This window comes from Flavobacterium sp. MAHUQ-57 (genome assembly GCF_051908335.1).
Lineage (GTDB): Bacteria > Bacteroidota > Bacteroidia > Flavobacteriales > Flavobacteriaceae > Flavobacterium.
In genome coordinates this window covers 1,461,319-1,487,041 of record NZ_JBPZTE010000006.1, presented here as the reverse complement: position 1 = coordinate 1,487,041, position 25,723 = coordinate 1,461,319, and the positions used below count along the sequence as shown (strand labels likewise).

Below are 25,723 nucleotides of genomic sequence, written 5' to 3'. Positions count from 1 at the left end.
TTTTTTTTTTTTTTTTTTTTTTTTTTTTTTGAGTGCATAGTAGTACAAGGTTTCATTGAATGTAATTTGATTACGGAATTACTGAAAAATATGTTGAGAACTCTAAAAAAAAATCCAAACATTCAATTGTAACATACAAACGTTATTTTCTAAGCACAATACTGAAAAATTAAATATGAAAAAAATACTTTTAGTACTATTAGTCTTAATTCCTTTATTCGCAGAAGCACAGATTATTGATATACCTGATGTTAATTTTAAGAATGCATTAGTGAATTCAAACTGTATAGATAGCGATGGGGATAATAGTTTTGATTCAGATGCGGATACAAATAATGATGGGGAAATTCAGCTTTCTGAAGCATTGGTCGTTACGAAATTGAATTTGAATTATAGAGGTATTACTGATTTAACGGGTATTAATAATTTTATTAATTTGGTGTATCTGAATTGTACGAGTAATGTAAATCTGACAACAGTATCTATCTCAAACTTAAGCAGTCTTGAAATTCTGGATCTGGGAGGGAATCTTGAATTGACGAATTTAAATCTTTCAAATTTAAATAGTTTAAATAGTTTAGATTGTGCCTGGACAAACATTGGTACATTAGACTTGACTAACTTGATGAATTTAAAGAAGTTTAATTGTTATGCTGGTCAATTAACCTCGCTTAATATTGCCAATCTTTCAAATTTAGAGGAGTTAAATCTTGTTGGATGTGATTTGAACTCGATTGATTTTTCGGGGGTTTCAAATCTAAAAAAGTTGTTATGTTCTCAAAATCAGTTAATTAATTTAAATTTATCTTCTTTAACTGTTTTGGAGGAGTTGCAGTGTAATGATAATTTGCTAAGTAGTTTAGATCTTTCCAATAATGTCTTGATTAAGAATGTTAATTGCTCAAATAACAATCTGATATCGATAAATCTAACTGGACTGGTTAATTTAGAATCTTTAAATTTTAGCAATAATCAAATGGCAGCAGTTTCTTTGGGTGGATTGACAGCACTTCAAAATTTGCACTGTGATAATAATCAATTTACAAGTTTGAACTTGAATGGATTAGCCGCTCTAGTGTCGTTGAGTTGTGGAGATAATCAATTAACCAATCTCGATTTTTCTGGTTTGTTGAATTTAAGAGGTGTGCTATGTTGGAATAATCAATTGACTCAATTGGATTTTTCAGAAAACCCTTTGTTTGGTGATTTACTTTGTTCAAATAACTTGTTGAATTATATAAATATTAAAAATGGGACTAATCATTTTAATACAGATAATGTTTGGTCAGACAATCCGACTCTTCAATTTATTTGTGTCGATGAAGATGAGCTTTCCATTATTCAATCAATTGTAGATCAAAGTGAAAATATAAATCCAAGCTTAACAACATACTGCTCCTTCATTCCTGGAGGAAACTACAATGTTATATCGGGAATAGTAAAGTTCGATGCTGGAAACGATGGCTGTAATGCTGCAGATTTACCACAATCATCAATCAAAATTAAAATTAATGATGGCCTCGTTGAAGGTGCTTCTTTAACAAATACTAATGCTGAATATTTATTCCACGTACAGAATGGAAATTTCACCATGACACCTGATGTGGAAAATCCGTCTTGGTTTAATTTCTCGCCTCCTAATACAGCGATAAATTTTCCGAATAACAATAATAATTCGGTAGTACAGAATTTTTGTATGACTGCTAATGGTGTTCATCCTGATCTTGAAATTGTGATTGCTCCTGTTTTATTAGCTCGTCCTGGTTTTGATGCATTCTATAAGGTAGTTTATAAAAATAAAGGGAATCAAATGCTTTCTGGAAATGTGATGCTGAACTTTAATGATACTGTTTTGGATTTAGTATCTTCAGTGCCATCGCCAGATTTACAAACAACTGGGCAGTACACATTTAATTTTGCTAATCTATTGCCATTCGAACAAAGGGAAATTGCAATAGTATTCAATGTAAATTCTTCAGTGGAAACTCCTGCGGTTAATAGTGGTGATGTTTTGAATTTTACAGTTTTGGTTAATCCTACGGCAAGTGACGAAACGCCTGCTGATAATCAGTTTGTGTATAATCAAATCGTTGTAAATGCTTGTGATCCGAATGATAAAATTTGTTTGGAAGGAAATGTGGAATCGCCTACTAAAATCGGGGATTATCTGCATTATATCATTAATTTCGAAAATGTGGGAACGGCAAGTGCTGTAAATGTCGTGGTGAAAGATGTTATTGATGCTAATAAGTTTGATGAGGAATCAATACAGGTATTGAATAGTTCGCATCCAGTTGAAACAAAGATAAAAGGGAATAACGTCGAATTTGTTTTTAAAAATATCAATTTGGCAGCCCCTGTAAATGGAGGTGAAACCGGAGGACGTGGAAATGTGGTATTTAAAATTAAAACCAAAGACAACCTCGTTTCAGGTGATGAAGTAGCTAATAAAGCAGATATTTTCTTCGATTATAACGCGCCAATCACTACGAATTTTGCCACTACAGTTTTTCAGACATTGGATCTCGATGATGTAGCTTGGGATAATTCGGTAAAAGTGTATCCTAATCCTACCCGTAATTCAGTTAATATTAAATCAGCCCGAATGATTAAATCGATCCAGTTGTTCGATGTTCAGGGAAGATTATTGTTAAATAAAATCACGAATCAAACCGATGATGTTTTAGAACTGCAAACCAAACCGTCAGGACTTTATTTTGTTAAGGTGTTTACTGAGGACGGACTTAAAATAGAAAAAGTGATTAAAGAATAAAAGTAAATTTTTTATGGTAAAAGCATTGCAGATACGTAACTAAAGGTTTTTAGTAAATATAAAACACCCGTTAGCGTCAAATGTTAAAGGGTGTTTTTTGCGTTTTATGCTTCAGTTACGGCTTCCTTTTCTTTTAAAAAGTAATGCATTAAGAAATAAAAAGAAATGATATAACAGAAAATACTTGTGTATCTTAAGAAGGCTATTTTATAGTAATAATAATAGATGCCGTAAAAAAGTTCACAAATAATGGTAATCAAAGCGTAAAGAATTAAAAAGGTGTTCCTTTGGTTGAGATCGGCAACATACTTGTAAGCAGAAAAGAATACAAAAGTGATCAAAACTGCATCGTAGACAAGTATCACTTTATACAATTCAAATGAACTGTCAAAAACGATCAATATCGATATGTAAAGTAAGCAGGCTAAGAAAATGAACGTCAATAAAATGGAAGTGTAGTTTTCTTTTCCGATTCGGTATAATTTTTTGTTTCGTAATTCTCTAATCAGTTGTAATAATAGCATGCAATAGGCTAGAAAATTAAAGAACAGTACATAGACTAAATAGCTGCCTCCTTCTAATAAATTGATGATTCCGGAGATAAAAAAGAAGAGTAAGATAATGCAATTGTAAAAATTTACATTCTTTTTGCTTTCTTCTATATAATGAAAAAAAATGGCGCCAATGAACAATGGCTTTGAAAAATAAGAAACATAATTCCAATCCATGAAAGTAGAAAGGAAATACAAAGCTCCAAAAATAAAATACAAAGTAAGATGTGATCTTAAAATAGGCATTTTGGCTTGTGTTTCAATAGCATTAAGCAACTAAACGGCTGTAGTACAAAGTTATTATAATTATCTTGTTATTTTTGATGATGGCGTAGTTGTTTGATTTTAAATTACAATTCACTTAAATTTCATGTAAATTTATAGTGTACTAAGAAGTAGTAAGGTGTTTTAGGTTATCTGTTTGCTCTTTGCAAAGATTTAACGAAAACGTTTCAGTAAAACTTTTTTATTTCGCACAGTTTTCCATAAATTTGTTAAAATATATAATTTAGATTAATTCCCAAATTACATTATGTCAAAAACAGCGATATTAGAGTACGATGGCAATAAGTATGAGTTTCCAGTGATTGTAGGAAGCGAAAACGAACCCGCTATCGACATTGAGAAACTACGTGCCTTAACGGGTGCGATTACCTTAGATCCAGGATACAAAAATTCGGGTTCTTGCAAAAGTGATATTACTTTCCTTGATGGAGAAGAAGGTATTCTTCGTTACAGAGGGTATGCTATCGAGGAATTAGCTGAAAAAGCTGACTTTCTTGAAGTGTCTTATTTAGTGATTTTCGGAGAGTTGCCAACCAAAGAACAATTGGAGAAATTCGAAACCGATATCCGTAAATACACTTTGGTCAATGAAGAAATGAAAAACATCATCGATGGTTTTCCTAAAACAGCACATCCAATGGGTGTTTTATCTTCATTAACGAGTGCTTTAACTGCATTCAATCCTAAAGTAGTAAACGTAGAAAATGAAGCGGAAATGTATGAGGCAATCTGCAAAACCATGGGTAAATTCTTGGTAATTGCAACTTGGACGTACCGTAAAATGATGGGATTCCCATTAAACTACTACGACAATACTATCGGGTATGTAGACAACTTTATGAAATTGATGTTCTCATTGCCAACCGGTCCTTATGCTACAAACAAAACCGTAATCAATGCCTTGGATAAATTGTTCATCCTTCATGCTGATCACGAACAAAACTGTTCTACTTCAACAGTAAGAATCGTTGGTTCTTCTCACGCTGGATTGTTCGCTTCTATCTCTGCAGGGGTTTCTGCTTTATGGGGACCTTTACACGGTGGGGCTAACCAAGCCGTATTGGAAATGCTAGAGCAAATCCAAAAAGACGGTGGAGATGCACAAAAAGCATTAGAAAGAGCTAAAGACAAAAACGACGATTTCCGTTTAATGGGATTCGGACACAGAGTATACAAAAACTTCGATCCAAGAGCAAAAATCATCAAAAAAGCAGCTGACGAAGTGTTGAAAGAATTAGGCGTTAACGACCCAATCTTAAACATCGCAAAACAATTAGAAGAAGCAGCTTTAGTAGATCCTTATTTCGTAGACAGAAAATTATATCCAAACGTTGATTTCTATTCTGGTATCATCTACCGCGCTTTAGGAATCCCAACAGATATGTTCACCGTATTATTCGCTATCGGTCGTCTTCCGGGATGGATCGCACAATGGAAAGAAATGCGTATCAATAAAGAACCTATCGGTCGTCCGCGTCAAGTGTATACAGGTTATCCTTTACGACCATTCGTTCCAATGGATAAAAGATAAAATTAAAGCAATTTAATACCCAAAAAGCTTCTCTTTTAGAGAAGCTTTTTTTTATATTTGTCCGCAAACAAATAGATTGCGCAGTTACTACTGCACTACAATCAAATAAAAACTTTATGAGTACTAACGTTACTTTTCTAATCAACAAATCAGAAATTACTGCCGGTACGCGTGGTGCATCTTTGGGGCCAGATGCCATTATCACCGCTGCCAGGAAAAAGGGGAGTTACCTTTTTGGGGAAAATACTCTCGAAAAACTAACCAACACTAACGGATATCTGGATAAACCCACACAATATCCTTTCGCTAAACGAATTGACGGACTACTTTCCGTATATCAGGAGCTTAATACGAAAGTGAGTGAAATTCTAAATTCTAATTCTTTTCCTATCATTTTAGCTGCCGATCACGGCTCTGCGGGCGGAACAATCTCCGGATTGAAATCGGCCTTTCCAGACAAACGCATTGGTGCAGTTTGGATCGACGCTCACGCCGACATTCATACACCCTATACCACACCTTCTGGAAACATGCACGGAATGCCTTTGGCTTCGGTCATGGATGTAGATAATTTGGAATGCAAAATCAATGAAGTGGATGCCGATACAGTGGCGCTTTGGAACCAATTGAAAAATGTTGGAGGCATAACCCAAAAAATCAAACCGGAAGATGTTGTCTATGTTGCGGTTCGCGATACCGAAGAACAAGAAGAATTCATCATCAATAAATACGGTATCAAATGGTTTTCTGTAAACGATGTACGTTCGCAAGGAGTAGCAAAAATCGTTGAAGGAATCAATGACCAATTGAAAAATTGTGATATCATCTATGTTACCTTCGACGTGGATTCTATGGATCCGGACATGACGTCACACGGGACAGGTACTCCGGTACCCAACGGTATTTCGCCTCAAGAAGCCAAAGAATTATTGGTGACTTTGGCTCAAAATCCTAAAACAGCTTGTATGGAAATTGTAGAAGTGAATCCGTGTTTGGATGAAAAAGAAAATACGATGGCTGAAGTTACTATGGATATCGTAGAAGCAATTACAGAAGCAATTAAAAAAAAATAAATGCAACAAATTACGAATTCAATTCTAATGATTCGTCCGGTTTCTTTCCGAATGAACGAAGAAACCAAGGTGAACAACTTCTACCAACAAGAATCAAACGGCATGTTGCCTGCAGCAATCAATGCGAAAGCGCAACAGGAATTCGATGCTTTTGTAGACAAGTTAGAAGCGGTTGGGGTAAATGTCATTGTAGTAGAAGATACCAAAGATACCGATACACCCGATAGTATTTTTCCGAACAACTGGGTGTCTTTCCATGAAAATGGGGATGTGGCTATCTATCCTATGTTTGCCGAAAACCGTCGCTTGGAACGCCGTGAAGATATTTTGGATATATTGGAAGAAAAAGGGTTTGTCATCGAAAATGTGATGGATTACTCTGAGGCGGAAGAGGAGCAAGTGTATCTCGAAGGAACGGGAAGCATAGTGCTGGATCGCGTCAATGGGAAGGCGTATTGTGCTTTATCACCGCGTGCCGATGAAGAATTGTTTATTGAATTTTGTGAAGATTTCGAATTTACACCTATTATTTTTAACGCCTATCAAACGGTTAATGATAAAAGAGAATTGATTTATCATACGAATGTTATGATGTGCGTTGGAGAAACGTTTGCCGTTATTTGTGCCGAATGTATCGATGACAAGACCGAACGCAAAAGCGTATTGGAGAGTCTGAAACAGGACGGAAAGGAAATTCTGCTAATCAACGAAAAACAGGTCGCGCAATTTGCCGGAAATATGTTGGAAGTTTTAGGCGCAAACGGTAAGAAATATTTGGTGATGAGCGAACAGGCTCGTTTGTCATTGTCACCGAAACAAATCGAACAACTGGAAAAACACGCAGCAATTATCAGTTCAAATATTGAAACAATTGAAAAATACGGAGGTGGAAGCGCCCGCTGCATGATGGCCGAAATTTTCCTACCCAAAGAATAATTCAAAGCCCAGTATAAACTACTGCTAAAAGTGGAGACAAATAGAATTAATTTGTCGGTTGTATGAAGTGTAAACCCCATAAACCTTTATAATAGGCTTATGGGGTTTGTAAATTTAACGGCTGTTAGCAACTGCATTTATAGTGACAGTGGATTGCTCCAAATGATTTTTATGTTTTCTGTATTCCTTATTTCATTTTGATATTTCTCGACAGTAGAATGTTTTTTATTCATGAGAAAACCAATCTTGAATTTTTGCTTTGGTAAACCAATACTATATACTACATAAAGTTTGATTTCTTTTTCCTCTTAAAAATGCTAAAAGTAGTTTTCTCATTTCATTGAATTTTCCGACGTAATGGTTATACCGCAATGAGGCCAAACTAAATTAGCAATAGGATTTTTACTTTGCATAATATTCCGTCAAAAATAGTATGCCGTAAATCCAAAAATTATATAAAAAAGTATAGGTGATTCCGTAAAATAGACTCAGTTTAAAATTCCCACTGCATTCAGCAGATTTCTTAAATATTAATCGTAAAGCTCGGAAGAATATCCAATACAACATAGCTAAAAACACTAAAACTGAAAACCAAATAATTGCTCCCAAAGCGTAAAATAAAAAACTTAAAACTATTGTGACAATAATCCATAAAACTATGCTCATAATAATTCCTCCAATACCTTCAGCAATAGCTGCTCCAATCTCTAAACCACTTAAATCTGCTGGCGTTAAGTCTTTTAGGATATTTAATCTTTTTGTGTTTATTGTATCAGTTATTTTTCCAACATTATCTTTCAATTTAGTTCCATTATATAAACTGATAGAGATAAAAAGAAAAAAGACGATTGAAATAATCGAAGTTGAGATCAAAGAATTTTCAATAACAGTTTGATGTTTTCCTATTCCATAAAACCAAACACTTAAAATGGTCAAAACAATAACAAGTAAAGAAATTGCGAACACATTTTTAGTGTTAATTAGGGTTCTTTTATTTAGGACTTTCATTTGTAGTGTGTTTTTTGGTGAATTACCGCTAACGTCCTGCCAGCTTGTGTTGTTGTGTTAATTTACCCAAATGTTGAGTTGCTTGTACAAAACCAATTTGGTGAAAAACTCTGATTTTTCCTAGTACCTCTAAAAAAAACTATGACAACAAAATGCTGTTGTGCTTTGTTGTAACATTTATGGATTTGTAATTTTCAATGGAATCTTTTGTTCCATTCTAACTGGTTTTCCTCCGATAGTTGCAGGATTCCATTTTGGACAAGATCGTAAAACTCTTACAGCATCAATTGAAATTAGTTCACCGTAATTTCCTAATGTGTTTTTTACAGGTTTAATGTCTGTTAAAAAGCCATCAACTCCAATTGTAAAACTCATAATGATTTCTCCGGATATTTTACCCTCTATTTCTGGAAGTTTTAAATTTTCAGTTACATATTTTCTGAAATTTTCTTCACCAGTAGGGAAAGTGGCAACCACTTCGAAGTCTTTTTCGATTGAATAGGGTCTAGCCTTTTTATTTTTCAACTCATTGTTTTGAGCAAAAAAACATTGGGTACTACAAACAAAAAATAGAAGTAGGAAGTTTTTCATTTTCAAATTTAAACAATCTTTGAGTTAATAGGTACAAAATCAGCCCGTGAAACAACCCCACAAACCGCACCAAATATAACCAAAATACTTTCGTAGAAACGCCTTTAAAAAAGGTTGTATACTATGTTTTTTGGAGTTATTTTGAAAATAGAGGAATTGCGCAACAGTTAACACTGTTATGCGAGGGTTATTTTTTCTTAAGTGATTTTTTCAGATACATTTATTTTGCTTTTTTTTCAAAATCAAACTTTCAAGTTTCTGCATAATTTGGTTTCATTTTGCTAGTTTTTATTTCAGGTTTATTTTACAATCAATTCTAAATTACCTGAATTACTTTCTGAAGTAAACAGTTTTTGCATTTGATCTTTTCTGCATTTAAGAATTAATGTATCTCCCGAGTAAATTTCTATTTCTTTTATATTATAAAAGTCTGGTTTTGTATGCATACTTCCAGCTAGATCATAAGATTCTGATGGGGAAATTGATATTTCATAGTCTTTCGGATTTTCTTTGTCGAATAAAAATCCATTTTCTATATATTCTTTACGTTTTTTGTCTATTGCTTCATTGTCTATTTTGACTTTAACAGTAATTGGTTTTTTTGAGTTATTTACTATTGCTGAAGTATAATGCATTTCACAAGACCATTGTAAAAGACTAATAAATAGTAAAATAATACGTGTAAAATATTTCATATTTTTTTTCTGGTTGGTTTTTTTAACTCTCGCCTAACATCACCCCATGAAACAACCCCACAAACCGCACCAAATATACCTAAAATACTTCCTTTAAAAGAAATTCCTTGGTTTTATGAGTAGTTGTTAAATAAAACCTCGCTTATAAGGGAGTAAATGAGGTTGTTTTTTAGTGTTTTGGAAAAAAAAAGTAGTTGTGCTACGTTCACGCTTGTTAGTGGCTGTTTTCTTGTAGTATCTTTTTCCTTAAATCTATTCCATCTACAATATATTCAATGTTCGGATTTTCAATTATGAACTCCCTTTGAGCAACTTTAAAAATTGAATCAATAAAATTTTCTCCATATTTTCGATCAATTTCTTTATACATTTCTTTTTGATAACAATAAGGTTCAAATCCGCCCAATCTAACACATCGCCCTAAATGTTCTTTTGTTTCAATCCCAAATTGACTTAATATTTTTGTCATCTTTGGAAATTCTCTTTCATGAAAACCAAAATAGATCAATTTCCCGTTTTGGATGTCTTTTTTTGCTTTCGCTGTTTGGTTAATACAAAATGTATCTATAACATTAACCTTTAAGTTTCTATTTTTCATCCACATTTTTGTATAAACTTCTTCGCTGTAAACATTAAGTTTTCCATTTTTGTCAAACGCGGGAAACTTTTCAGTATCCTTTTTTGGGTTGCAAGAATGTAAAAATAATGGTATAAGAAATACTATAAATAGTTTATTCATTCTGTTTAGTGTTTTTCTTTCTTTCAATTGCCTTTCGTTAAAATTGCCACATAACATCAGCCCGTGAAACTACCCCACAAACCTCACCAAATATAACCAAAATACTTTCGTAGAAACGCCTTTAAAGTGCTTTGCTAGGATGTTTTTTTTAGTTTTAAATGGTTTATTTGTAATTATTAATGTTATTGGCGGGCTTAGTTTATTTCTAAGCCTTTCATGAATTCATTAAATTTGGTTATGTTTTCATTATATGTTTCTGGTGTAGCACAAAAATTAATGAATAAATATGCTTTAGAGGTTTCAATTAATACAAATTGATTGTGATAAATTTTGTTTTTGAAGAAAGTAAAGACACGTGAAGAAACTCCGTTTCGTATTTTTTTAAAGTCTTTTTCATTTCTTCCGTACCAAATGTGGTTTTTGCTATAAAGTGTTACTTCTCCAAACTTATTTCCGGTTATATAAACTCTCTGAAAATCTTTAAAGTTTTTAAATTTATCTTTTTTATAGCCAGCAATTAAAACAGCGTTTACAATATTATGTACTGCTGGAAATGTTCCGCCCCACATGCTTAAATTAAATTGTTTGTCAACTTTTAGCCAATTGGGTTTTTTAATTGAATATCCATATTCATAGTCTGTATATGTGTCAACAAATGCGGTGTCCACTTTGGATTCATTTCTTGATTCTATTATTTCTACTCTTGTAGTATCGGCTTGTGAAAATCCTTTAAATGCAATTATGAATAGTAATATTTGAAGTTTTTTCATATTCTTATTTGTTTTTTACGATTAGTTCAGCAAATCTACCGCTAACATCAGCCCGCGAAACTACCTCACAAACCTCCCCAAATATAACCAAAATACTTTCGTAGAAACGCCTTTAAAGTGCTTTGCTAGGATGTTTTTGGAGTTGTTTTGAAAATAGAGCCGTTGTGCAACAGTTAACGCTGTTTTACCGCGTATTAAATGGTAATAATTCCATTTAGGATAATTTGGGTTTTATGCAGTGCATGAATATAATAGTCGTGAACCCATTTTCCTTCACGATATATGTACGAAACATTTTCAAATGAAGCTTTCCGTTTGATATTCTTTATTTCGCAATAATAAAAATCGCTGAAGATTAGTAATTGATCTCCTTCTTTAGGAGAATATTCATCTTGTATTTTTCCATTTTTTAAAAAGAAATTATTTAAATCTTCGACAGTTATTCCTGAAATGTCTTTGTTTTCAACAAACTGTTGATGAAAGTAGAATTCTCCATCTTTCCTCTCTCCAATGTAGTTGCTTAACATCCAATATAGTTGTTGTTTTTCGTATTCTGTTTGGTTGAAGGTTCTTTTGAAAACACGTGAATTTTTGTTTGTCAATTCTTCGGGCCATTTTTGGTATCTATGGTTGCTTGGCTGAAGCCCATCTCTATATTTTATAATAAATTCCATTGAATTCATAGTTTTAAATTTGTCGCATATCGTTCCGAAGCTACCCCCGAAGTTGGCAATTTCGAAGCACTTCACTGTCAACCAAGCACTGAACTTAATACGAAGCACAAAGCTTCATTTAACCACTGACCCCGCTTTTTTGCCAAACGCCTCTTAGCTGTAGTGTTCATTCAGATTTTTAAATTCGTTCCATTCTTTTTGTTCTGATAAGCAAAGAATAGCAACACAATTCAAGTATCCTATTTTGTTATTTACATAATAGTGTTTTATTACTTCTTCAATTTCTTTAAATTCACAAGCATTATTTTGTTGAAATTGTATTTTCCGTTTTTTATTGTCATTAAATTCAATTAACAGATAATTTTTAGTTCCATTAGATAATCCATTTTCATAATTATAACTCAATAAGTAATTTGTATTTCTAAGACCAACCCAATCCACCCCAGTAATTTCAATTTTTTTTATTATGTCAAGATTAATTCTTAATTCATTGATTTGAATATAATCTTTCTCAAAAAAAACCTTTCCTGTTAATTTCCCTTGAAGTTGTTGAACACGATTAAAGTTAGTAAGTTTTAAAGACAATCCTATGAAATAAAAAGCTAAAACTGTAAGTAATAATGAAGTTAAAAGTGTAGATTTTTCGATTTTCAAAATCAATGAAATAAAAAGAATTATCAACACTAAAATTACAATTACAAAATTGATAGTATTAGTTCTAGTCCAAACAAACTGTTTTTCAAAAATTTTAAATTCTTTCAATTTTTATCTTATATTAATTACATGTATTTTTTTTTGTCTTAATTCTCTGTCGTTCAGTAATATTACGGCTAACGTCAGTCTGTGAAAAAACTCACAAACCTCACCAAATATAACCAAAATAATTTCGTATAAAATCCTTTAAAATACTTTACAAGGTTTTTTTTGGAGTTGTTTTGGAAAAATGAGATTTTGATACTGTTACGGCTGTTGTAGGCAGTTTTATTTTCTTACCCTAACTTTTAAATTTCCGTCTGAATTATCATAACTTTTAACTCTGTCATTTTCAAAAGTTATTGTACTCCGTCCGTAGATAAACATTTTAAATACACCTACATCACGATAAGATTCAGGGTCTCCCATAATTTCAAGTACTTCATTTTCTGTCGAACCAATAGTAAAATAGTTACTTGAAGGTTTTGTTGATTCATCTAGATTTCCTTGAGATTTGTCTTTTTTCTCTTGGAGTTCTTTTTCTAAGGCAGCATTTTTTTCTTCTAAGTTTTTAATATATTCTTTTTCTGTTTGTGAAGGATTATTATTGCATCCTATTGTAAGTGATATTAATAATATGGAATAATATTTTTTCATAAAAACGTGATTTTGAATTAAAAGTTGATTTAAAATTGCCAGTAACGTAAGTCTGCGAAACAACCCCACAAACCCCTTCAAATATACCTAAAATACTTGCTTATAAACGCCTTTAAAGTACTTTACTAGGATGCTTTTGGAGTTATTTTGAAAAAATGGTAGTTGTGCAACAGTTACTGCTGTTAGGCGATGTTATTTTTCAAAGCCAATAGTCCTTTTTTCTGGTAATATAAGTTTTCTCAATTCCTCATATTTTTGTTTATATTCTTCTTGAGATATTGCATTTAGTGACTTTAGCCATTTCAAGGTTTCAACTTGATTTTCATAATTTAAACGAGAATCAATTATTAAATAATTTGATCTTAAATATTCTTTTTGAGCTTCATATATTGCGTTTATGAAATCCTCCGTTTGTGATTGAGAAGGATTTTTTTTATTGATAAACACATATTGGTTATTGGACAATCTTATTCTCCATTGATTTACTCTCCCGATTATAAAATACAGTAAAAAGCCTATTGAAACGGATCCGAAGAAAAATATCATTCCACTGTCTATCGTTTCGTCTTCCATTTTCCAAAATACAGACAAGGACGCAAGTAATCCAAAAAATCCTGCGATAAAGAGAAATTCAATATTTAAATTACGAAAAGAAGTTTTTTCGCGTAGATTTTCAAAAGGAATTTTTAATTCAGTTTCATTCCCGTATTTTAAAACCCTATAGTTTAAATGTGTTTCTGTAATTTCGAATTCTCTCGTTATGAAAAATTTACTTTGTTTAAATGTATTCATGGTTTTCTATAATATCGTACAACATCAGCCCGTGAAACTACCCCACAAACCTCTTCAAATATAACCAAAATACTTCTTTATAAAATCCTTTAAAATCCTTTAAAATCCTTTACAAGGTTTTTTTTGGAGTTATTTTGAAAATAGAGGAATTGGCAACAGTTACCGATGTTAGCAGTAGTGGTTATCTATTTATTGCAATATTTTCAGATTTTACTACTTCATGGAAAAAAGGTATTGAATATCCGCGACCATATCTAATTCTTTCAGAGGATTTTTTAGTTTCAGAGTATTTAATTATTAGTTCTTTTAATTCTTCTGGAGTTTCAATAGCGAAAATACCTTTTACTTTATTGAAATGTCTTTCAGAACTTATTCTTTCAAAAAAATCAAAACTGTTTGTGTTGTTGAATATATAGGTAGCTGGAAACCAAGAATCTTCATAATCATTAGTTCCAAATAATTCTCCGATATAATGACAAATAGTATCACCCAAAATAATGTCTTCTCTTGATATTTTTTCAAATAAATTTGTTATGATGTAATTGCCAAATCCAGATGTTTTTTGATATTTGGTTTCATAATAGTTTTCTAAATTCCTATGATAAGTATAAATTTTAGTAAATCTTAAGCCTTCATTTTTGCCGTAAGAATTTTTGAAATAGTATTTTGATTGCAATAAATCTTCTAAAAGTTTATAGTTTTTATTCTTTAAACATACAGAAATTGTATAGATGAACAATTCGTGAAAAATTATTTTATAGTTATCAAAAGTAGATGTTGTGAAACTACTAACTTCTTCTCTAGGTCTTTCATATAAAGTTTTTTTTTCGAAAAATTCAATCAATAAATCAACGTCCAATTCCGATTCTGTTGATGTAGAGATAAATAAAAATTTGATAAAATCATCTCTCAATAATTTGTATGATTTCAAATTGTTTATTAAGTCATCTCCAAACTCATTAATTTGGTGTTTAGTAGATTTAAACTGAAACTCCCATAAATCAGTTAAAAACTGTTCTAAAAATTGAGAAGAGTAATTATTTATTTTTTCAGGATTTTTTTTGAACTGATTTTCTAATGTTCTTAAAATAGAGTTAGATGCAATATTATTTACTTTTGTTTCCGTTATATAAAGTGGAATTGTACTTCCAAGTTTTGGCTTTGGAATTGATGGAGCTTCTAAAATATTTCGTAGAAGTTCTTCATAACTATCTTCAAAAAAATCATCATTTGAGAAATCAATATATTTTCTTGAGGATAAAAAGATTGGTAAATATGGTTTGTCATATTCATCTCTTTCAACAACAATTGGTATAAATTTTTCTTGTTTTTCGTCTGAATAGATTTCAGGAGTTATTATTTGTGTTTCAGTTCCAACACCACCTTGTCTGTCATTTGCTTTTTCTTTGTAAATTTTATCACAGATAATTAATACACGAAAAATCTCTTTTGATTTAACCATTGATTCCATAAAACTATGAACATCATGTCCATCTTTCAAACTCCATTTGTCTAATTCTACGTCAACAGAATCTCCCATTAATCGTTTGCCTAGATTAACTACCCAATCTTGATGTTCTTTTGTACCCCAACTATATGAAATAAATATTTTTTTGCTCAAAATTCTGTTTTTATGTTTTATTATGTTTTTTATTTATTGAGAGTTTCAAAACTATTACTGCTAAATTCCTGTCAGCTTCACGAAATGGCATAGTTCGGGACAGAGTTCTTTCTGCTAAGATAATATTTCTTGCGAAAGAAATACATGAATTTTCTAATTATACTGCCATTGCGTGAAGCCAGCTGTTATACCCCATTTTTCTTATTTATCTCTTTTTGAATTTTATTATAATTCTCATTTTTTGGACTATAATTTAATCCATACTCAATTGTTTTATCAGGATAGCCACAAAATTTAACTTTAAATATTTCTGTCAAATTATAACCAAGTGAGTTTTCAAAACCGTAAAGAGTTTTTAATACAAAATCTTTAGTTGCACCAATTATAATATCAGAAAATTGTAATACAGACGAATGAGTGCATTTGGTATAATATAATGATTCATTGAATCCTAAATCTTTAAGTTTTCCAGAAAGATAATTGATCTTATTTGCTGAATGACCGCGATTATAAGCATAATAATACTCATTATTGAAAGGTTTTGGATTACTACTTTCTGGCCAATCCAGAATGATTTCAAATTTTGTTTCGTCTGTTTGATATTTTGAAAACATTCCAACTCTCATTAAAGCTTGCGCAAAGGAAATATTTACAAGTTTTTCCTTTATAATCTTGATTGGTTTGTCTGACTCATGTCGCTCTAAACACACAACTATTATTTTGTAATCTATATTTATCGAATTTTCTATTATCGCTGTCCTCCATTCGGAAGATTTGGCTAACATTTTTTTATAATCATCAACTTTGTTTAACTCCTTATAAGTCTTTTCCAAATCCTTGAAGTTCCATTTTACGGGTAAATCAGCAAACGTATATTCTCCTTTTATGGTTTTCATTAAATCAATTATTTTATTTTCAGCCTCTTCATTGACTAATACTCCACCGAAAATTAAGACATTATTCTCTTTCCCTTTTTCAGTCGTTAATTCGGTATTATCAGCAAACCATTTTATCATAGTTTTTTATTTTACGTTCACGCGGAAAATTGCCCACAACTAATATACACCCACCACTTCCTAGCACCTACAACTCTATTCTAGGTATACACCCACTACAAACCAGCGCTCATAAATATACAGAATTTTTTTACAACTACGCCATCCGCCTTGGTTCTGTTTAATGTTTTTTATACTTCCAGAAGCACAGTGGGTAGCGGTGCTATTGTGCTAGCCCTCCGCAATATCCCAAAATCCCTCCAATCCCACAATACGTAGTTCTACTCGTTTTTCACCCCGGTGGCTGAGCCTCGGATACTGAGCCTGTCGAAATATCTTGGTGGCTGAGGCACTCGAAGCCACAAATCCTCACACTTGCCCATACCCCCTTCGTTTTAAAAGTCAAATCGAAACAGACCAAGCAGTCTAAAAATCTAAGTAGTCTAAAAATCCAAGCAGTCCAAGCAGTCCAAGCAGTCTAAAAAGTCTAAGAAGTCTAAGAAGTCTAATTAATCTAAGCAGTCCAAGCAGTCTAAAAATCTAAGTAGTCTAAGTAGTCCAAGCAGTCTAAAGATCCAAGCAGTCTAAAAATCTAACTAGTCTAATTAATCCAAGCAGTCTAAGTAGTCCAAGCAGTCTAAGCAGTCTAAAAAGTCTAAAAAGTCTAAAAAGTCTAAGAAGTCTAATAAATCCAAGCAGTCTAAGCAGTCCAAGCAGTCCAAGCAGTCTAAAAAGTCTAAAAAGTCTAAAAAGTCTAAGAAGTCTAATAAATCCAAGCAGTCTAAGTAGTCCAAGCAGTCCAAGTAGTCCAAGCAGTCTAAGTAGTCTAAAAATCTAAGCAGTCTATGCAGTCTAAATTTTGGCACACCATTTGTAAGGTATTTCTCTCAAATAGCAAGACGCAGTGAAAGACATTGCGCAATCAACAATCAAAATTTTTTAATCATGAGTACAACATTCGAAACCGGTCACGCTAAAAATGTAGCCAACTTCAAAAGTCTAATCGACAAACTAAACCACTTCGGTACAACCTACAACCCGCCGAAAGACACCCTCAAAATCCCCCATCTCAACACCATTGTCAACAAAGCAAGAATAGAATTGGCGAACGTCATCGAGAAAAATTCCGATTTCAACGTAGCCATCGCCAACAGAACCCTCGCATTTCAAGACCTGCAATCCTTATCCACTCGCTTGGTCAATACCTTAAAAATTACCGACGCTTCACCTCAAAGAATCGACGACGCCAAAGGGTTCCAACGCAAACTGCTGGGTAGGAGAGCCTCTAAAATTGTCGAGCATACCGATCTCAACACGCCCGCTCCCAAAATAATCAGCGCTAGCCAACAATCCTATGTGCAGCAAGTGCAACACTTTATGGGACTCATCGCAGTACTAAAGTCGGAAGCGAGTTTTAAACCCAACGAGAACGAACTTAAAATCGAGACATTAATTGCCAAACAAATCGAGCTAATCGAAAAAAATGACGCCGTCTCAGAAGCCCATGCGAGCATCGGTAACGCCCGCAACCAAAGAAACCAACTGTTTTATGACAAAGACAACGGATTAGTAGCCATTGCACTAGAGGTAAAAGATTACGTAAAAGCAGCCTATGGAGCAAGGAGTATACAATTCAAGGAAATAAGCGGTATCCCTTTTAAGAAGGTGGATTGATAACACAACAAAAATGAAAGACAATCCCACTTGATTTTGAAATGTAAAACAAGTAGGAGTAAAAATCATTTCTTTCAAATACAGTTGTAAATGAATAGAACTAAAAAACCTTGTCACTTCAAGAATTTTCCAGATAGTGACAAGGTATTTTTATGGCTTCACCGTAACTGCTACAACATTTTTATGTTTTCTCGCAACTGCATTTTGCTTTCTTGCTCCTGCAATTTGTTTTCTCGCTCCTGCATTTTGCTTTCTTGTTCCTGCACTTTGTTTTCTTGCTCCTGCACTTTGCTTTCTTGCTCCTGCACTTTGTTTTCTTGCTCCTGCATTTTGCTTTCTTGCTCCTGCATTTTGCTTTCTCGCTCCTGCACTTTGCTTTCTCGCGACTGCACTTAGCGTTTTTGCTTTCGCACTTTTTACACTCGTTAATTCTCGGTATACTTCTTTATAGTATTCAGTAGTCAGACAATCGAACAATCTAATAGTCTAACGATCTAATGAGTAACAATCCCATTAAAAATTAGCATGAATAATTTTAATCAAAGCTTCTACGATATATTGAATGCCAATGGCAATAACAAAGAAACCTACAATTCTCGAAATGGCAACAATGCCAGATTCGCCTAAGTATTTTACCAAATAGTTCGCGCTTCGTAATACAAGATAAATAGCAACGGCAACACCAAGTATCGAAACTACGGCAATCGATCGGGCCACCCAATTGTTGTGTTCTTGGTAAAAGGCAATCAATAACGAGATAGAACCCGGTCCTGCCAATAAAGGCATAGCTAGTGGTGTTAAGGCAATAGCGTGTTTTTGTTGCGCTTCGGTTTCTACTTTTTTGTTAATTCCTTTGCGTTTTTTCACTTGTCCCGATAACAGTCCGAAACCGGAATTGGCAATAATCAATCCCCCGGCAATTCGCAGGGCTTCTAGTTTTACGCCAAAAAATTGAAGCACATATTCACCCATAAAATACGCCACTATCAATATGATAAATACATTGATGGCGGTCCAAAGTGATGTTTTGGCTAATTCCTCTTTAGAGTAGCCTGAAGTAAGTCCAACAAATACGGGGATAGCGCCAATAGGGTTCAATACCGAAAACAAGGCGGCGAAAATGTAGAAAAATAAATCCATTTGTTTTTTGCAAAGATAGCCTTCAATTTCCTTTCAATTATGAAAGTAATGTTAAGCTAGAGTTTATATTAGTTTAAATGTACTAATTTTATGATATAATAAAAAACAGAATGAAAACATTAGTTATAGGAGCGTCTTCCAATCCGCAGCGCTATTCTTTTTTAGCGATAAATAAATTGTTGGATCACGGTCACGAAGTAGTGGCCATTGGATTAAAAAACGAAAAGGTTGGCCCGGTCGAAATTCAAACAGGATTCCCCGACTGGAACGGAATTCATACGATTACGATGTATGTCAATCCAATGCGTCAAAAAGAGTATTATGATTATATAGTGGGATTACAACCGCAAAGGGTTATCTTCAATCCCGGTACCGAGAATCCCGAATTGTATGCGCTTTTGGAACAAAACAACATCCCCTATGAAGCTGCCTGTACTTTGGTATTGCTGTCTATCAATCAGTTTTAATTGAGAAGGAATGAGTCAATGTAAATTTTGAGTTCGCTCATGTCTTTTGGACTTAGGAAATCAAAATTATGAGTAAAATCGGAATCATGCATCGGGTTGCTAACTCTTGTTTTGTTTGTTGTGACCAATGAATCCTCATGTCGTACGTAATTTTCGAAATAAAGAGTATCCCTGTAAGTAGCATATTGCTGTAAGATAATGTCATTGAAACCATTGAGTTTGTGGCACGCTGCACAATTAATAGAAAAGATAGCTTTTCCGATGCTTGAAGAGTTTTTGGTGCCACAAAAAGGAACAAAGGGTTCATACTCCCTTTTCTCGACTATCGCTTTCGGTGGTCTTTGAAGGGCGTAAAAAAATAAAAGAACAACTACTATACTGATTCCGAATACTACAATGGATACAGTTTTTAATAGGTTCTTTTTGATTTTGGACATCTTAAAAACGGGTTTCTCCTGTCGCCGGTTTACTAATACACAACAATCCAATGAAGGTAATCAATCCGTTGATGATAATTAGCTCTTCTGCAATGGTATAACCTCCTAGCCATTCTGACGAATAGGTGGAGATGAAATAACAGATTGCTGGGGAAATCAAACAAATCAAAGGGACTAATTTGTCGTGAACCGTCTTGGTTTTTACAAACAAACCAAAAGAATACAATCCTAAAAGTGGGCCGTATGTATAAGATGCAATTTTAAAAATCATTTTGACTACAGAAGCATCATTCACCGCATTAAAAAATACTATGACTAAAAACATTAAAAACGAAAAACCAATATGTACTAAATGACGTGTTCTTACAATGTTTGGATTGTTAATGTTTTCACTTTTTTCCATTCCTAAAAAATCAACACAGAAAGAAGTGGTTAAAGCTGTTAATGCCGAATCGGTTGTAGCAAATGTGGCTGCAGTTAATCCTAATAAAAATACAATGGCTGGAATTAGTCCAAGCGATTTTAAAGCAATTTCGGGAAATAGGAAGTCGGTTCGGGCTACATTATCTAACATAGGAACTGCAATTCCGTTTCTCTCTGCATACATATAAAGTAAGGCGCCAACACTCAAAAAGAAAATGTTAATAATTACAAAGATTCCTGTAAAAGTGAACATGTTTTTTTGGGCTTCGCCAATATTGGCACAACTTAAATTTTTCTGCATTAAATCCTGATCAAGACCTACCATGGCTATGGTTACGAAAATTCCACCCAAGATTTGTTTCCAAAAATAATTGCCTTTTAAATAATCATCAAAAAAGAAGATTTTTGAATATTGACTTTCCTTTACAGTTTCAAATGCTTGAAAAACACTCAAGTCTAAACTTTTGCAGATGAAAAATATCGTAAGAAACACGGAGGAAACCAAGAAGAAGGTTTGTAATGTATCCGTAATGATGATGGTTTTTAATCCTCCTTTGTAGGTATAGGCAAAAATTAATAATAAGGACAGAAAGACCGTTGCTGTAAAAGGGATTCCGTAATAATCAAATACATAACGTTGTAAAACGATTACCACTAAATACAATCGAAACGCTGAACCTATTGTGCGACTGATTAAGAAAATCGAAGCTGCGGTTTTATAACTCGTCTTGCCTAATCTTTGCTCGATATAGCCATAAATTGAGGTTAAATTCATGCGATAATACAAAGGTAGTAGGACAGTGGCTACTATAATAAACCCTATAGCGTTTCCAAGTACGAACTGAAAATACTTAAATTGTAAATCGGGATTTCCTACTTCCCCTGGAACCGATATGAACGTAACGCCAGATAGGGCGGTTCCTATCATTCCAAACGCAACCAAATACCATTTCGAGTTTTTATTGGCTTTAAAAAAGGAATCATTGTCACTGTTATTCTTGCTCATAACATGTGAAATGAAAAATAAAATACCGAAATAAACTACGATAAGGGATAGAATGGCAAATGGCGTCATTTGTGATTGAATTTTAGAAGTGCCAAAATACGAAAAATTGTCAATTGGTTAATTTCGATGGTAGTTTATTTGTTGGACAGGATAGAATTAAAGAAACAGAATCCTTTGGTTGTCTAAAAATCCAATATTTGAACAATCAAACAGTCTAAATTACTACTTTTGTACCATGGAATTTTCTTCAAAACTTTTAGAGAAAGCAGTAAATGAAATGGCACAATTGCCGGGTATCGGGAAACGTACTGCCTTGCGTTTGGTGCTGCATTTGTTAAAACAACCGAAAGAGCAAACCGGCTTTTTAACTTCGGCTTTGACAACCATGAGAGAGGAAATCAAATTTTGCCAAAGCTGCCACAATATTTCAGACGTAACCGTTTGCGAAATCTGTGCTAATACAAACCGTAATCACCATTTGGTTTGTGTAGTGGAAGATGTTAGAGATGTTATGGCGATAGAAAATACAGGACAATATCGTGGGATTTATCATGTACTTGGCGGAAAAATTTCACCCATTGATGGAATCGGACCTAGTCAGTTGAATATTAGTTCTTTGGTGGAGAAAGTCAAAAGTGGGGGTGTAGAGGAAATCATTTTTGCATTGAGTTCAACAATGGAAGGCGATACAACCAATTTCTATATCTACAAACAGATAAAAGAAACAGGTGTCGTAACTTCTTCTATTGCACGCGGAATTTCGGTGGGTGACGAGTTGGAGTATGCAGATGAAGTTACGCTGGGAAGAAGTATCGTTAACCGAATCCCATTCGAGAACTCACTTCGCAATATTTAATACAATTTAATCGTTGTAAGGTTTCTTTTTTGTAAATGAAAAACTATATTTGTTTTCGAAATTCTAGCTAATAATGAGTAAAATATACTGTTTTTTGGGAATGTTGTCATTACTTTTTATGACTTCATGCATCTCAAACAAAGATTTGGTGTATATCCAAGATGCCAATTCAAAAAATCAAACTGCCGCAATCGAACAAATGGCTTTGAAACCGTATCGTTTGAAAGTAAGCGATGTGGTAAGTATCCGTATCAAGGCGCTGGATTCAAAATTGGTGGAAATGTTTAATGTTGCGTCAGATGGTAAAGTGTCAACCAGTCCTGAAGGACTTTACTTTGATGGGTTTACCGTTGACGACCATGGTAATATCCGTATTCCTATTTTAGGAGATGTTGCGGTAATGGGATTGACTTTTGATGAAGTCCGACAAAAAATTGAAAAGCAGTTGCTTCAAGATTACTTCAATAGAGAAGCAGATGTTTTTGTTACAGTGAAATTGGCCGGTTTACGATATACTATCAATGGTGAAATAGCGTCTCCGGGAACCAAAACTTTATTACAAGATAAAGTGACTATTTTGGAAGCTGTGGCCAATAGTGGAGATATTACTTTGGTAGGTAATAGAAAAGATGTGGTTATTATTCGTCAGTATCCACATGGAACTGAAATTCATTCTGTAGATTTGACGAATGTAGATGTCATTAAATCTCCTTATTATTATATTCAACCGAATGACTATATTTATGTCAAACCTTTAAAACAAAAAACATGGGGTATTGGTACCAACGGATTGCAATCGTTTACCACTATTTTTAGTGCTTTGTCTCTAGTGTTGACTACATATTTAATCATTAAAAATAATTAATCGGTATGCTGGATACTAAGGATTTTACCTTTTTCGAATCGCATAATACATTCGATTTTAAAGCGCTTTTCTCTAAGATAGTAGGATACTGGTATTGGTTTTTAATTAGTTTACTGGTAACTTTTACAATAGCCTATCAAGTAAATATTAGAAAGCAAAAAATTTATGGGATGGCTACGACAATAGCCTATAAAGAAGAAAATAATCCTTTTTTTACCTCTAATACTAGTTTGGTTTTTAATTGGGGAGGAACATCCGATCAGGTGAGTACTTTAATGACAACCATAAAATCACGTTCGCATAATGAGGATGTCGTCAATGAATTGCAATACTATATTGAGTATTTACGACAAGGGAAATATGACATTGAAGATGCTTATGGAGAAGTGCCCTTTTCAGTAGAAATAAATAAAAATTTGCCACAACTTCACGGGAAATTAATTACGATTCACTTTTTGAATAGTAAAGAATTTGAATTGTCGATCCCCTTTGAAGAACCAAAAGCAAGTTTATATAATTATTCGACTGGCGAGTATTCACAAACGAACGTGCCGGTTGATGTATTTCAGAGAAAGTATAGTCTAGGTCAACAAATAGCGCTTCCTTTTTTGAATTTAAAACTGAAATTGGTAAAAAACCCTGGTTTTTATGATGGTGCTACCTATATGATTCGCTTCGCTGATTTTAATGGAGTTGTAGCTGCCTACCAAGGAATAGATATTGAAAATGATGTTAAAGCGGGTTCGATTGTACGATTAAATCTTTCAGGTACAAATAAGGCAAGAATGGTTGATTATTTGAATGGAACTGTAAATGTTTTGATTAAAAAACAGTTACAGATGAAAAATCAGTTTGCTGAAAACACCATTGATTTTATCGATAGTACATTGATTGCAATGGAGGGTCAATTGAAAAATACTGAAGCCGAATTAAAAGATTTTAGCCGAGGCAAAAATATCTATGAAGTGGAAGCGGGTGGAAGTAAATTTACAGACCAATTAACCGAATTAGATGTTGAAAAGGATTTATTGAACAGGAAAATTACCTATTACAACACGCTTAAAAGTTACTTACTTTCAAATAGTGATTTTTCTAAACTTCCGGCACCTTCTGTTGCAGGTATCGAAGATCCAAATATTGTGTCCAATGTGTCTAAACTTACCAATTTGTCAGCAGAAAGAGCCGAAATGGCTTATGTTGTGAAAAATGATAAGAAATTTAAGGATTTCGATGTTCAGATGGAGGCTTTGAAAAAAGTGCTACTTGAAAATATTGAGGCCGCAAAAGTGTCGATGCAATATGATTTGAGTGCCATAAATAGAAAAATTAATGCGGCCGAGTATACCATTAAAAAGTTACCTGAACAGCAACAAGAATTAGTTAAAATCAACAGAAAATACGATTTGAATAAAAGCATCTATAATTCGTTTCTTGAAAAACGAAGCGAAGCTGATATTGTCAAAGCGGCCAATTTATCGGATATTCAATTTATTGATCCTGCGAAGGATACAGGCGGAGGGTTAATTGGCCCTAAAACCAGTGTGAATTATGTTTTGGCTTTATTCTTAGGTGTGCTATTGCCTCTTTTTTTAATTTTTGTTTTAACGCTATTGGATAATACCATTAAAAATACTGAGGATATCGGAAAATTGACTAAAATTCCAATAATCGGTGTTATTGGTAAAAAACATACGAATTCTAATTTGGCCGTATTTGAAAAACCCAAATCAGCTTTAGCAGAAAGCTTCAGAGCTGTTAGGTCGTCTTTGCAGTTTTTGTATAAAAAGCAACAGGCAGGTTCTAAAGTTTTGATGTTGACTTCTTCCATCAGTGGTGAAGGAAAAACTTTTTGTTCGATGAATATCGCTACTGTTTTCGCTTTAAGTGAAAAGAAAACAGTTATCGTTGGACTTGATTTAAGAAAACCTAAAATATTTCAGGATTTCGGATATGAAAATAATGTTGGTGTGGTTAATCACCTGATTGGACAGAAAACATTGGAAGAAATTACGCTGAAAACGGAAATTCCATATCTTGACCTGATTACGGCTGGGCCAGTACCTCCAAATCCTTCCGAATTAATCATGGGTGAAAGCATGAAACAAATGATTGAAGATTTAAAACTTCAGTACGACTACGTTATTTTAGATACACCACCGGTTGGACTTGTATCAGATGCTCTAGAATTAACAGAGTATTGTGATGCAACTATATATGTGGTAAGGCAAAATGTGACCCGAAAAGATATGTTGACTTTGGTCAATAACAAACACAAAAGAGGAGAGTTGGATAATATCAGTATTCTTTTCAATGGTTTTGAAAATAAAGCTAAATATGGCTACGGTTATGGGTACGGTTACGGTTATGGATATGGTTATGGAGCCTATGGAGAAGGATACCTAGATATGCCTGAAAAAAGAAATAGAATAAAAGAGTTTTTTGACAACTTGTTTAAAAAATAAATGACACTT

The 25,723-nt window shown here is 33.4% G+C and carries 25 protein-coding genes; 9 read left to right on the top strand and 16 right to left on the bottom strand.

Annotated features, from left to right (window positions below; genetic code table 11):
* Positions 1 to 175: 175 nt before the first annotated feature.
* Positions 176 to 2,773 (top strand): DUF7619 domain-containing protein, encoded by a 2,598-nt coding sequence (locus tag ACS8MM_RS07305; RefSeq protein WP_379714766.1) that lies wholly within the window; start codon positions 176 to 178, stop codon positions 2,771 to 2,773.
* A gap of 104 nt (positions 2,774 to 2,877) precedes the next feature.
* On the opposite strand, the gene ACS8MM_RS07300 is transcribed toward ACS8MM_RS07305, so the two are convergent.
* The gene (locus tag ACS8MM_RS07300; protein WP_379714763.1) at positions 2,878 to 3,570 is read right to left on the bottom strand and encodes a hypothetical protein; all 693 of its coding nucleotides are present in this window, start codon (positions 3,568 to 3,570) and stop codon (positions 2,878 to 2,880) included.
* Positions 3,571 to 3,856: 286 nt separating this feature from the next.
* Here ACS8MM_RS07300 and ACS8MM_RS07295 point away from each other — a divergent pair, with 286 nt between their 5' ends.
* From ACS8MM_RS07295 to ctlX, 3 genes are all read left to right on the top strand, one after another.
* Complete coding sequence (locus ACS8MM_RS07295) at positions 3,857 to 5,140, top strand: citrate synthase (RefSeq protein ID WP_379714761.1); 1,284 nt, start codon at positions 3,857 to 3,859, stop codon at positions 5,138 to 5,140.
* A 116-nt stretch (positions 5,141 to 5,256) separates the two neighbouring features.
* Positions 5,257 to 6,213 carry an arginase gene (locus ACS8MM_RS07290; protein ID WP_379714758.1) on the top strand — a complete coding sequence of 319 codons (957 nt, stop codon included), beginning with the start codon at positions 5,257 to 5,259 and terminating at the stop codon, positions 6,211 to 6,213.
* Positions 6,214 to 7,149 (top strand): citrulline utilization hydrolase CtlX, encoded by a 936-nt coding sequence (gene ctlX, locus ACS8MM_RS07285; RefSeq protein ID WP_379714755.1) that lies wholly within the window; start codon positions 6,214 to 6,216, stop codon positions 7,147 to 7,149.
* Between the two features lie 402 nt (positions 7,150 to 7,551).
* Here ctlX and ACS8MM_RS07280 read toward each other — a convergent pair whose 3' ends face one another.
* From ACS8MM_RS07280 to ACS8MM_RS07230, 11 genes are all read right to left on the bottom strand, one after another.
* Positions 7,552 to 8,157, bottom strand: a complete 606-nt coding sequence (locus ACS8MM_RS07280; protein WP_379714751.1) for a hypothetical protein — start codon at positions 8,155 to 8,157, stop codon at positions 7,552 to 7,554.
* A 177-nt stretch (positions 8,158 to 8,334) separates the two neighbouring features.
* Positions 8,335 to 8,748 carry an energy transducer TonB gene (locus ACS8MM_RS07275; protein WP_379714748.1) on the bottom strand — a complete coding sequence of 138 codons (414 nt, stop codon included), beginning with the start codon at positions 8,746 to 8,748 and terminating at the stop codon, positions 8,335 to 8,337.
* 299 nt (positions 8,749 to 9,047) lie between these two features.
* The gene (locus tag ACS8MM_RS07270; RefSeq protein WP_379714745.1) at positions 9,048 to 9,443 is read right to left on the bottom strand and encodes a hypothetical protein; all 396 of its coding nucleotides are present in this window, start codon (positions 9,441 to 9,443) and stop codon (positions 9,048 to 9,050) included.
* A 214-nt stretch (positions 9,444 to 9,657) separates the two neighbouring features.
* Positions 9,658 to 10,182 (bottom strand): hypothetical protein, encoded by a 525-nt coding sequence (locus ACS8MM_RS07265; RefSeq protein WP_379714742.1) that lies wholly within the window; start codon positions 10,180 to 10,182, stop codon positions 9,658 to 9,660.
* A 194-nt stretch (positions 10,183 to 10,376) separates the two neighbouring features.
* A complete protein-coding gene (locus ACS8MM_RS07260) occupies positions 10,377 to 10,952 on the bottom strand; it encodes a hypothetical protein (RefSeq protein ID WP_379714739.1) in 576 nt (191 codons plus the stop codon).
* Positions 10,953 to 11,146: 194 nt separating this feature from the next.
* A complete protein-coding gene (locus ACS8MM_RS07255) occupies positions 11,147 to 11,626 on the bottom strand; it encodes a hypothetical protein (protein ID WP_379714736.1) in 480 nt (159 codons plus the stop codon).
* Positions 11,627 to 11,779: 153 nt separating this feature from the next.
* Positions 11,780 to 12,388, bottom strand: a complete 609-nt coding sequence (locus ACS8MM_RS07250; protein WP_379714734.1) for a hypothetical protein — start codon at positions 12,386 to 12,388, stop codon at positions 11,780 to 11,782.
* Between the two features lie 219 nt (positions 12,389 to 12,607).
* Positions 12,608 to 12,976, bottom strand: a complete 369-nt coding sequence (locus tag ACS8MM_RS07245) for a hypothetical protein (protein WP_379714731.1) — start codon at positions 12,974 to 12,976, stop codon at positions 12,608 to 12,610.
* Between the two features lie 192 nt (positions 12,977 to 13,168).
* Complete coding sequence (locus ACS8MM_RS07240) at positions 13,169 to 13,768, bottom strand: hypothetical protein (RefSeq protein ID WP_379714729.1); 600 nt, start codon at positions 13,766 to 13,768, stop codon at positions 13,169 to 13,171.
* 181 nt (positions 13,769 to 13,949) lie between these two features.
* Positions 13,950 to 15,389 (bottom strand): toll/interleukin-1 receptor domain-containing protein, encoded by a 1,440-nt coding sequence (locus ACS8MM_RS07235; RefSeq protein WP_379714727.1) that lies wholly within the window; start codon positions 15,387 to 15,389, stop codon positions 13,950 to 13,952.
* A gap of 185 nt (positions 15,390 to 15,574) precedes the next feature.
* Positions 15,575 to 16,405: a hypothetical protein gene (locus ACS8MM_RS07230; protein WP_379714724.1), complete on the bottom strand. Its 831-nt coding sequence runs from the start codon at positions 16,403 to 16,405 to the stop codon at positions 15,575 to 15,577.
* Between the two features lie 924 nt (positions 16,406 to 17,329).
* Here ACS8MM_RS07230 and ACS8MM_RS07225 point away from each other — a divergent pair.
* Positions 17,330 to 18,058, top strand: a complete 729-nt coding sequence (locus ACS8MM_RS07225) for a hypothetical protein (protein WP_379714722.1) — start codon at positions 17,330 to 17,332, stop codon at positions 18,056 to 18,058.
* Between the two features lie 150 nt (positions 18,059 to 18,208).
* Here ACS8MM_RS07225 and ACS8MM_RS07220 read toward each other — a convergent pair whose 3' ends face one another.
* Together ACS8MM_RS07220 and ACS8MM_RS07215 are read right to left on the bottom strand one after the other, a co-directional pair.
* Complete coding sequence (locus ACS8MM_RS07220; RefSeq protein ID WP_379714720.1) at positions 18,209 to 18,535, bottom strand: hypothetical protein; 327 nt, start codon at positions 18,533 to 18,535, stop codon at positions 18,209 to 18,211.
* A 36-nt stretch (positions 18,536 to 18,571) separates the two neighbouring features.
* A complete protein-coding gene (locus ACS8MM_RS07215; protein ID WP_379714718.1) occupies positions 18,572 to 19,198 on the bottom strand; it encodes a MarC family protein in 627 nt (208 codons plus the stop codon).
* A 110-nt stretch (positions 19,199 to 19,308) separates the two neighbouring features.
* Here ACS8MM_RS07215 and ACS8MM_RS07210 point away from each other — a divergent pair, with 110 nt between their 5' ends.
* Positions 19,309 to 19,665 (top strand): CoA-binding protein, encoded by a 357-nt coding sequence (locus tag ACS8MM_RS07210; RefSeq protein WP_379714716.1) that lies wholly within the window; start codon positions 19,309 to 19,311, stop codon positions 19,663 to 19,665.
* Here ACS8MM_RS07210 and ACS8MM_RS07205 read toward each other — a convergent pair.
* Both ACS8MM_RS07205 and ACS8MM_RS07200 read right to left on the bottom strand, forming a co-directional pair.
* Positions 19,662 to 20,102 (bottom strand): c-type cytochrome, encoded by a 441-nt coding sequence (locus ACS8MM_RS07205; protein WP_379714714.1) that lies wholly within the window; start codon positions 20,100 to 20,102, stop codon positions 19,662 to 19,664. The genes ACS8MM_RS07210 and ACS8MM_RS07205 overlap by 4 nt on opposite strands.
* A 1-nt stretch (position 20,103) precedes the next feature.
* Positions 20,104 to 21,600, bottom strand: coding sequence for a sodium:solute symporter (locus ACS8MM_RS07200; protein ID WP_379714712.1), 1,497 nt, complete (start codon positions 21,598 to 21,600; stop codon positions 20,104 to 20,106).
* 166 nt (positions 21,601 to 21,766) lie between these two features.
* Between ACS8MM_RS07200 and recR the strand changes: the two genes are divergently transcribed.
* The 3 genes from recR to ACS8MM_RS07185 all read left to right on the top strand — a co-directional run bounded on the left by recR (position 21,767) and on the right by ACS8MM_RS07185 (position 25,714).
* Positions 21,767 to 22,387 (top strand): recombination mediator RecR, encoded by a 621-nt coding sequence (gene recR / locus ACS8MM_RS07195; protein WP_379714710.1) that lies wholly within the window; start codon positions 21,767 to 21,769, stop codon positions 22,385 to 22,387.
* 73 nt (positions 22,388 to 22,460) lie between these two features.
* Positions 22,461 to 23,252, top strand: coding sequence for a polysaccharide biosynthesis/export family protein (locus tag ACS8MM_RS07190; protein WP_379714708.1), 792 nt, complete (start codon positions 22,461 to 22,463; stop codon positions 23,250 to 23,252).
* A 5-nt stretch (positions 23,253 to 23,257) separates the two neighbouring features.
* Entirely contained in the window at positions 23,258 to 25,714 is a 2,457-nt protein-coding gene (locus tag ACS8MM_RS07185; protein ID WP_379714705.1) for a polysaccharide biosynthesis tyrosine autokinase, read from the top strand.
* Positions 25,715 to 25,723 lie beyond the last annotated feature (9 nt).

What these genes read in the sequence shown, in the direction of transcription:
- ACS8MM_RS07305 (WP_379714766.1), top strand. Translation starts at nt 176, where the DNA reads ATGAAAAAAATACTTTTAGTACTATTAGTCTTAATTCCTTTATTCGCA.
- ACS8MM_RS07300 (WP_379714763.1), bottom strand. Translation starts at nt 3,570, where the DNA reads ATGCCTATTTTAAGATCACATCTTACTTTGTATTTTATTTTTGGAGCT.
- ACS8MM_RS07295 (WP_379714761.1), top strand. Translation starts at nt 3,857, where the DNA reads ATGTCAAAAACAGCGATATTAGAGTACGATGGCAATAAGTATGAGTTT.
- ACS8MM_RS07290 (WP_379714758.1), top strand. Translation starts at nt 5,257, where the DNA reads ATGAGTACTAACGTTACTTTTCTAATCAACAAATCAGAAATTACTGCC.
- ctlX (WP_379714755.1), top strand. Translation starts at nt 6,214, where the DNA reads ATGCAACAAATTACGAATTCAATTCTAATGATTCGTCCGGTTTCTTTC.
- ACS8MM_RS07280 (WP_379714751.1), bottom strand. Translation starts at nt 8,157, where the DNA reads ATGAAAGTCCTAAATAAAAGAACCCTAATTAACACTAAAAATGTGTTC.
- ACS8MM_RS07275 (WP_379714748.1), bottom strand. Translation starts at nt 8,748, where the DNA reads ATGAAAAACTTCCTACTTCTATTTTTTGTTTGTAGTACCCAATGTTTT.
- ACS8MM_RS07270 (WP_379714745.1), bottom strand. Translation starts at nt 9,443, where the DNA reads ATGAAATATTTTACACGTATTATTTTACTATTTATTAGTCTTTTACAA.
- ACS8MM_RS07265 (WP_379714742.1), bottom strand. Translation starts at nt 10,182, where the DNA reads ATGAATAAACTATTTATAGTATTTCTTATACCATTATTTTTACATTCT.
- ACS8MM_RS07260 (WP_379714739.1), bottom strand. Translation starts at nt 10,952, where the DNA reads ATGAAAAAACTTCAAATATTACTATTCATAATTGCATTTAAAGGATTT.
- ACS8MM_RS07255 (WP_379714736.1), bottom strand. Translation starts at nt 11,626, where the DNA reads ATGGAATTTATTATAAAATATAGAGATGGGCTTCAGCCAAGCAACCAT.
- ACS8MM_RS07245 (WP_379714731.1), bottom strand. Translation starts at nt 12,976, where the DNA reads ATGAAAAAATATTATTCCATATTATTAATATCACTTACAATAGGATGC.
- ACS8MM_RS07240 (WP_379714729.1), bottom strand. Translation starts at nt 13,768, where the DNA reads ATGAATACATTTAAACAAAGTAAATTTTTCATAACGAGAGAATTCGAA.
- ACS8MM_RS07230 (WP_379714724.1), bottom strand. Translation starts at nt 16,405, where the DNA reads ATGATAAAATGGTTTGCTGATAATACCGAATTAACGACTGAAAAAGGG.
- ACS8MM_RS07225 (WP_379714722.1), top strand. Translation starts at nt 17,330, where the DNA reads ATGAGTACAACATTCGAAACCGGTCACGCTAAAAATGTAGCCAACTTC.
- ACS8MM_RS07215 (WP_379714718.1), bottom strand. Translation starts at nt 19,198, where the DNA reads ATGGATTTATTTTTCTACATTTTCGCCGCCTTGTTTTCGGTATTGAAC.
- ACS8MM_RS07210 (WP_379714716.1), top strand. Translation starts at nt 19,309, where the DNA reads ATGAAAACATTAGTTATAGGAGCGTCTTCCAATCCGCAGCGCTATTCT.
- ACS8MM_RS07205 (WP_379714714.1), bottom strand. Translation starts at nt 20,102, where the DNA reads ATGTCCAAAATCAAAAAGAACCTATTAAAAACTGTATCCATTGTAGTA.
- ACS8MM_RS07200 (WP_379714712.1), bottom strand. Translation starts at nt 21,600, where the DNA reads ATGACGCCATTTGCCATTCTATCCCTTATCGTAGTTTATTTCGGTATT.
- recR (WP_379714710.1), top strand. Translation starts at nt 21,767, where the DNA reads ATGGAATTTTCTTCAAAACTTTTAGAGAAAGCAGTAAATGAAATGGCA.
- ACS8MM_RS07190 (WP_379714708.1), top strand. Translation starts at nt 22,461, where the DNA reads ATGAGTAAAATATACTGTTTTTTGGGAATGTTGTCATTACTTTTTATG.
- ACS8MM_RS07185 (WP_379714705.1), top strand. Translation starts at nt 23,258, where the DNA reads ATGCTGGATACTAAGGATTTTACCTTTTTCGAATCGCATAATACATTC.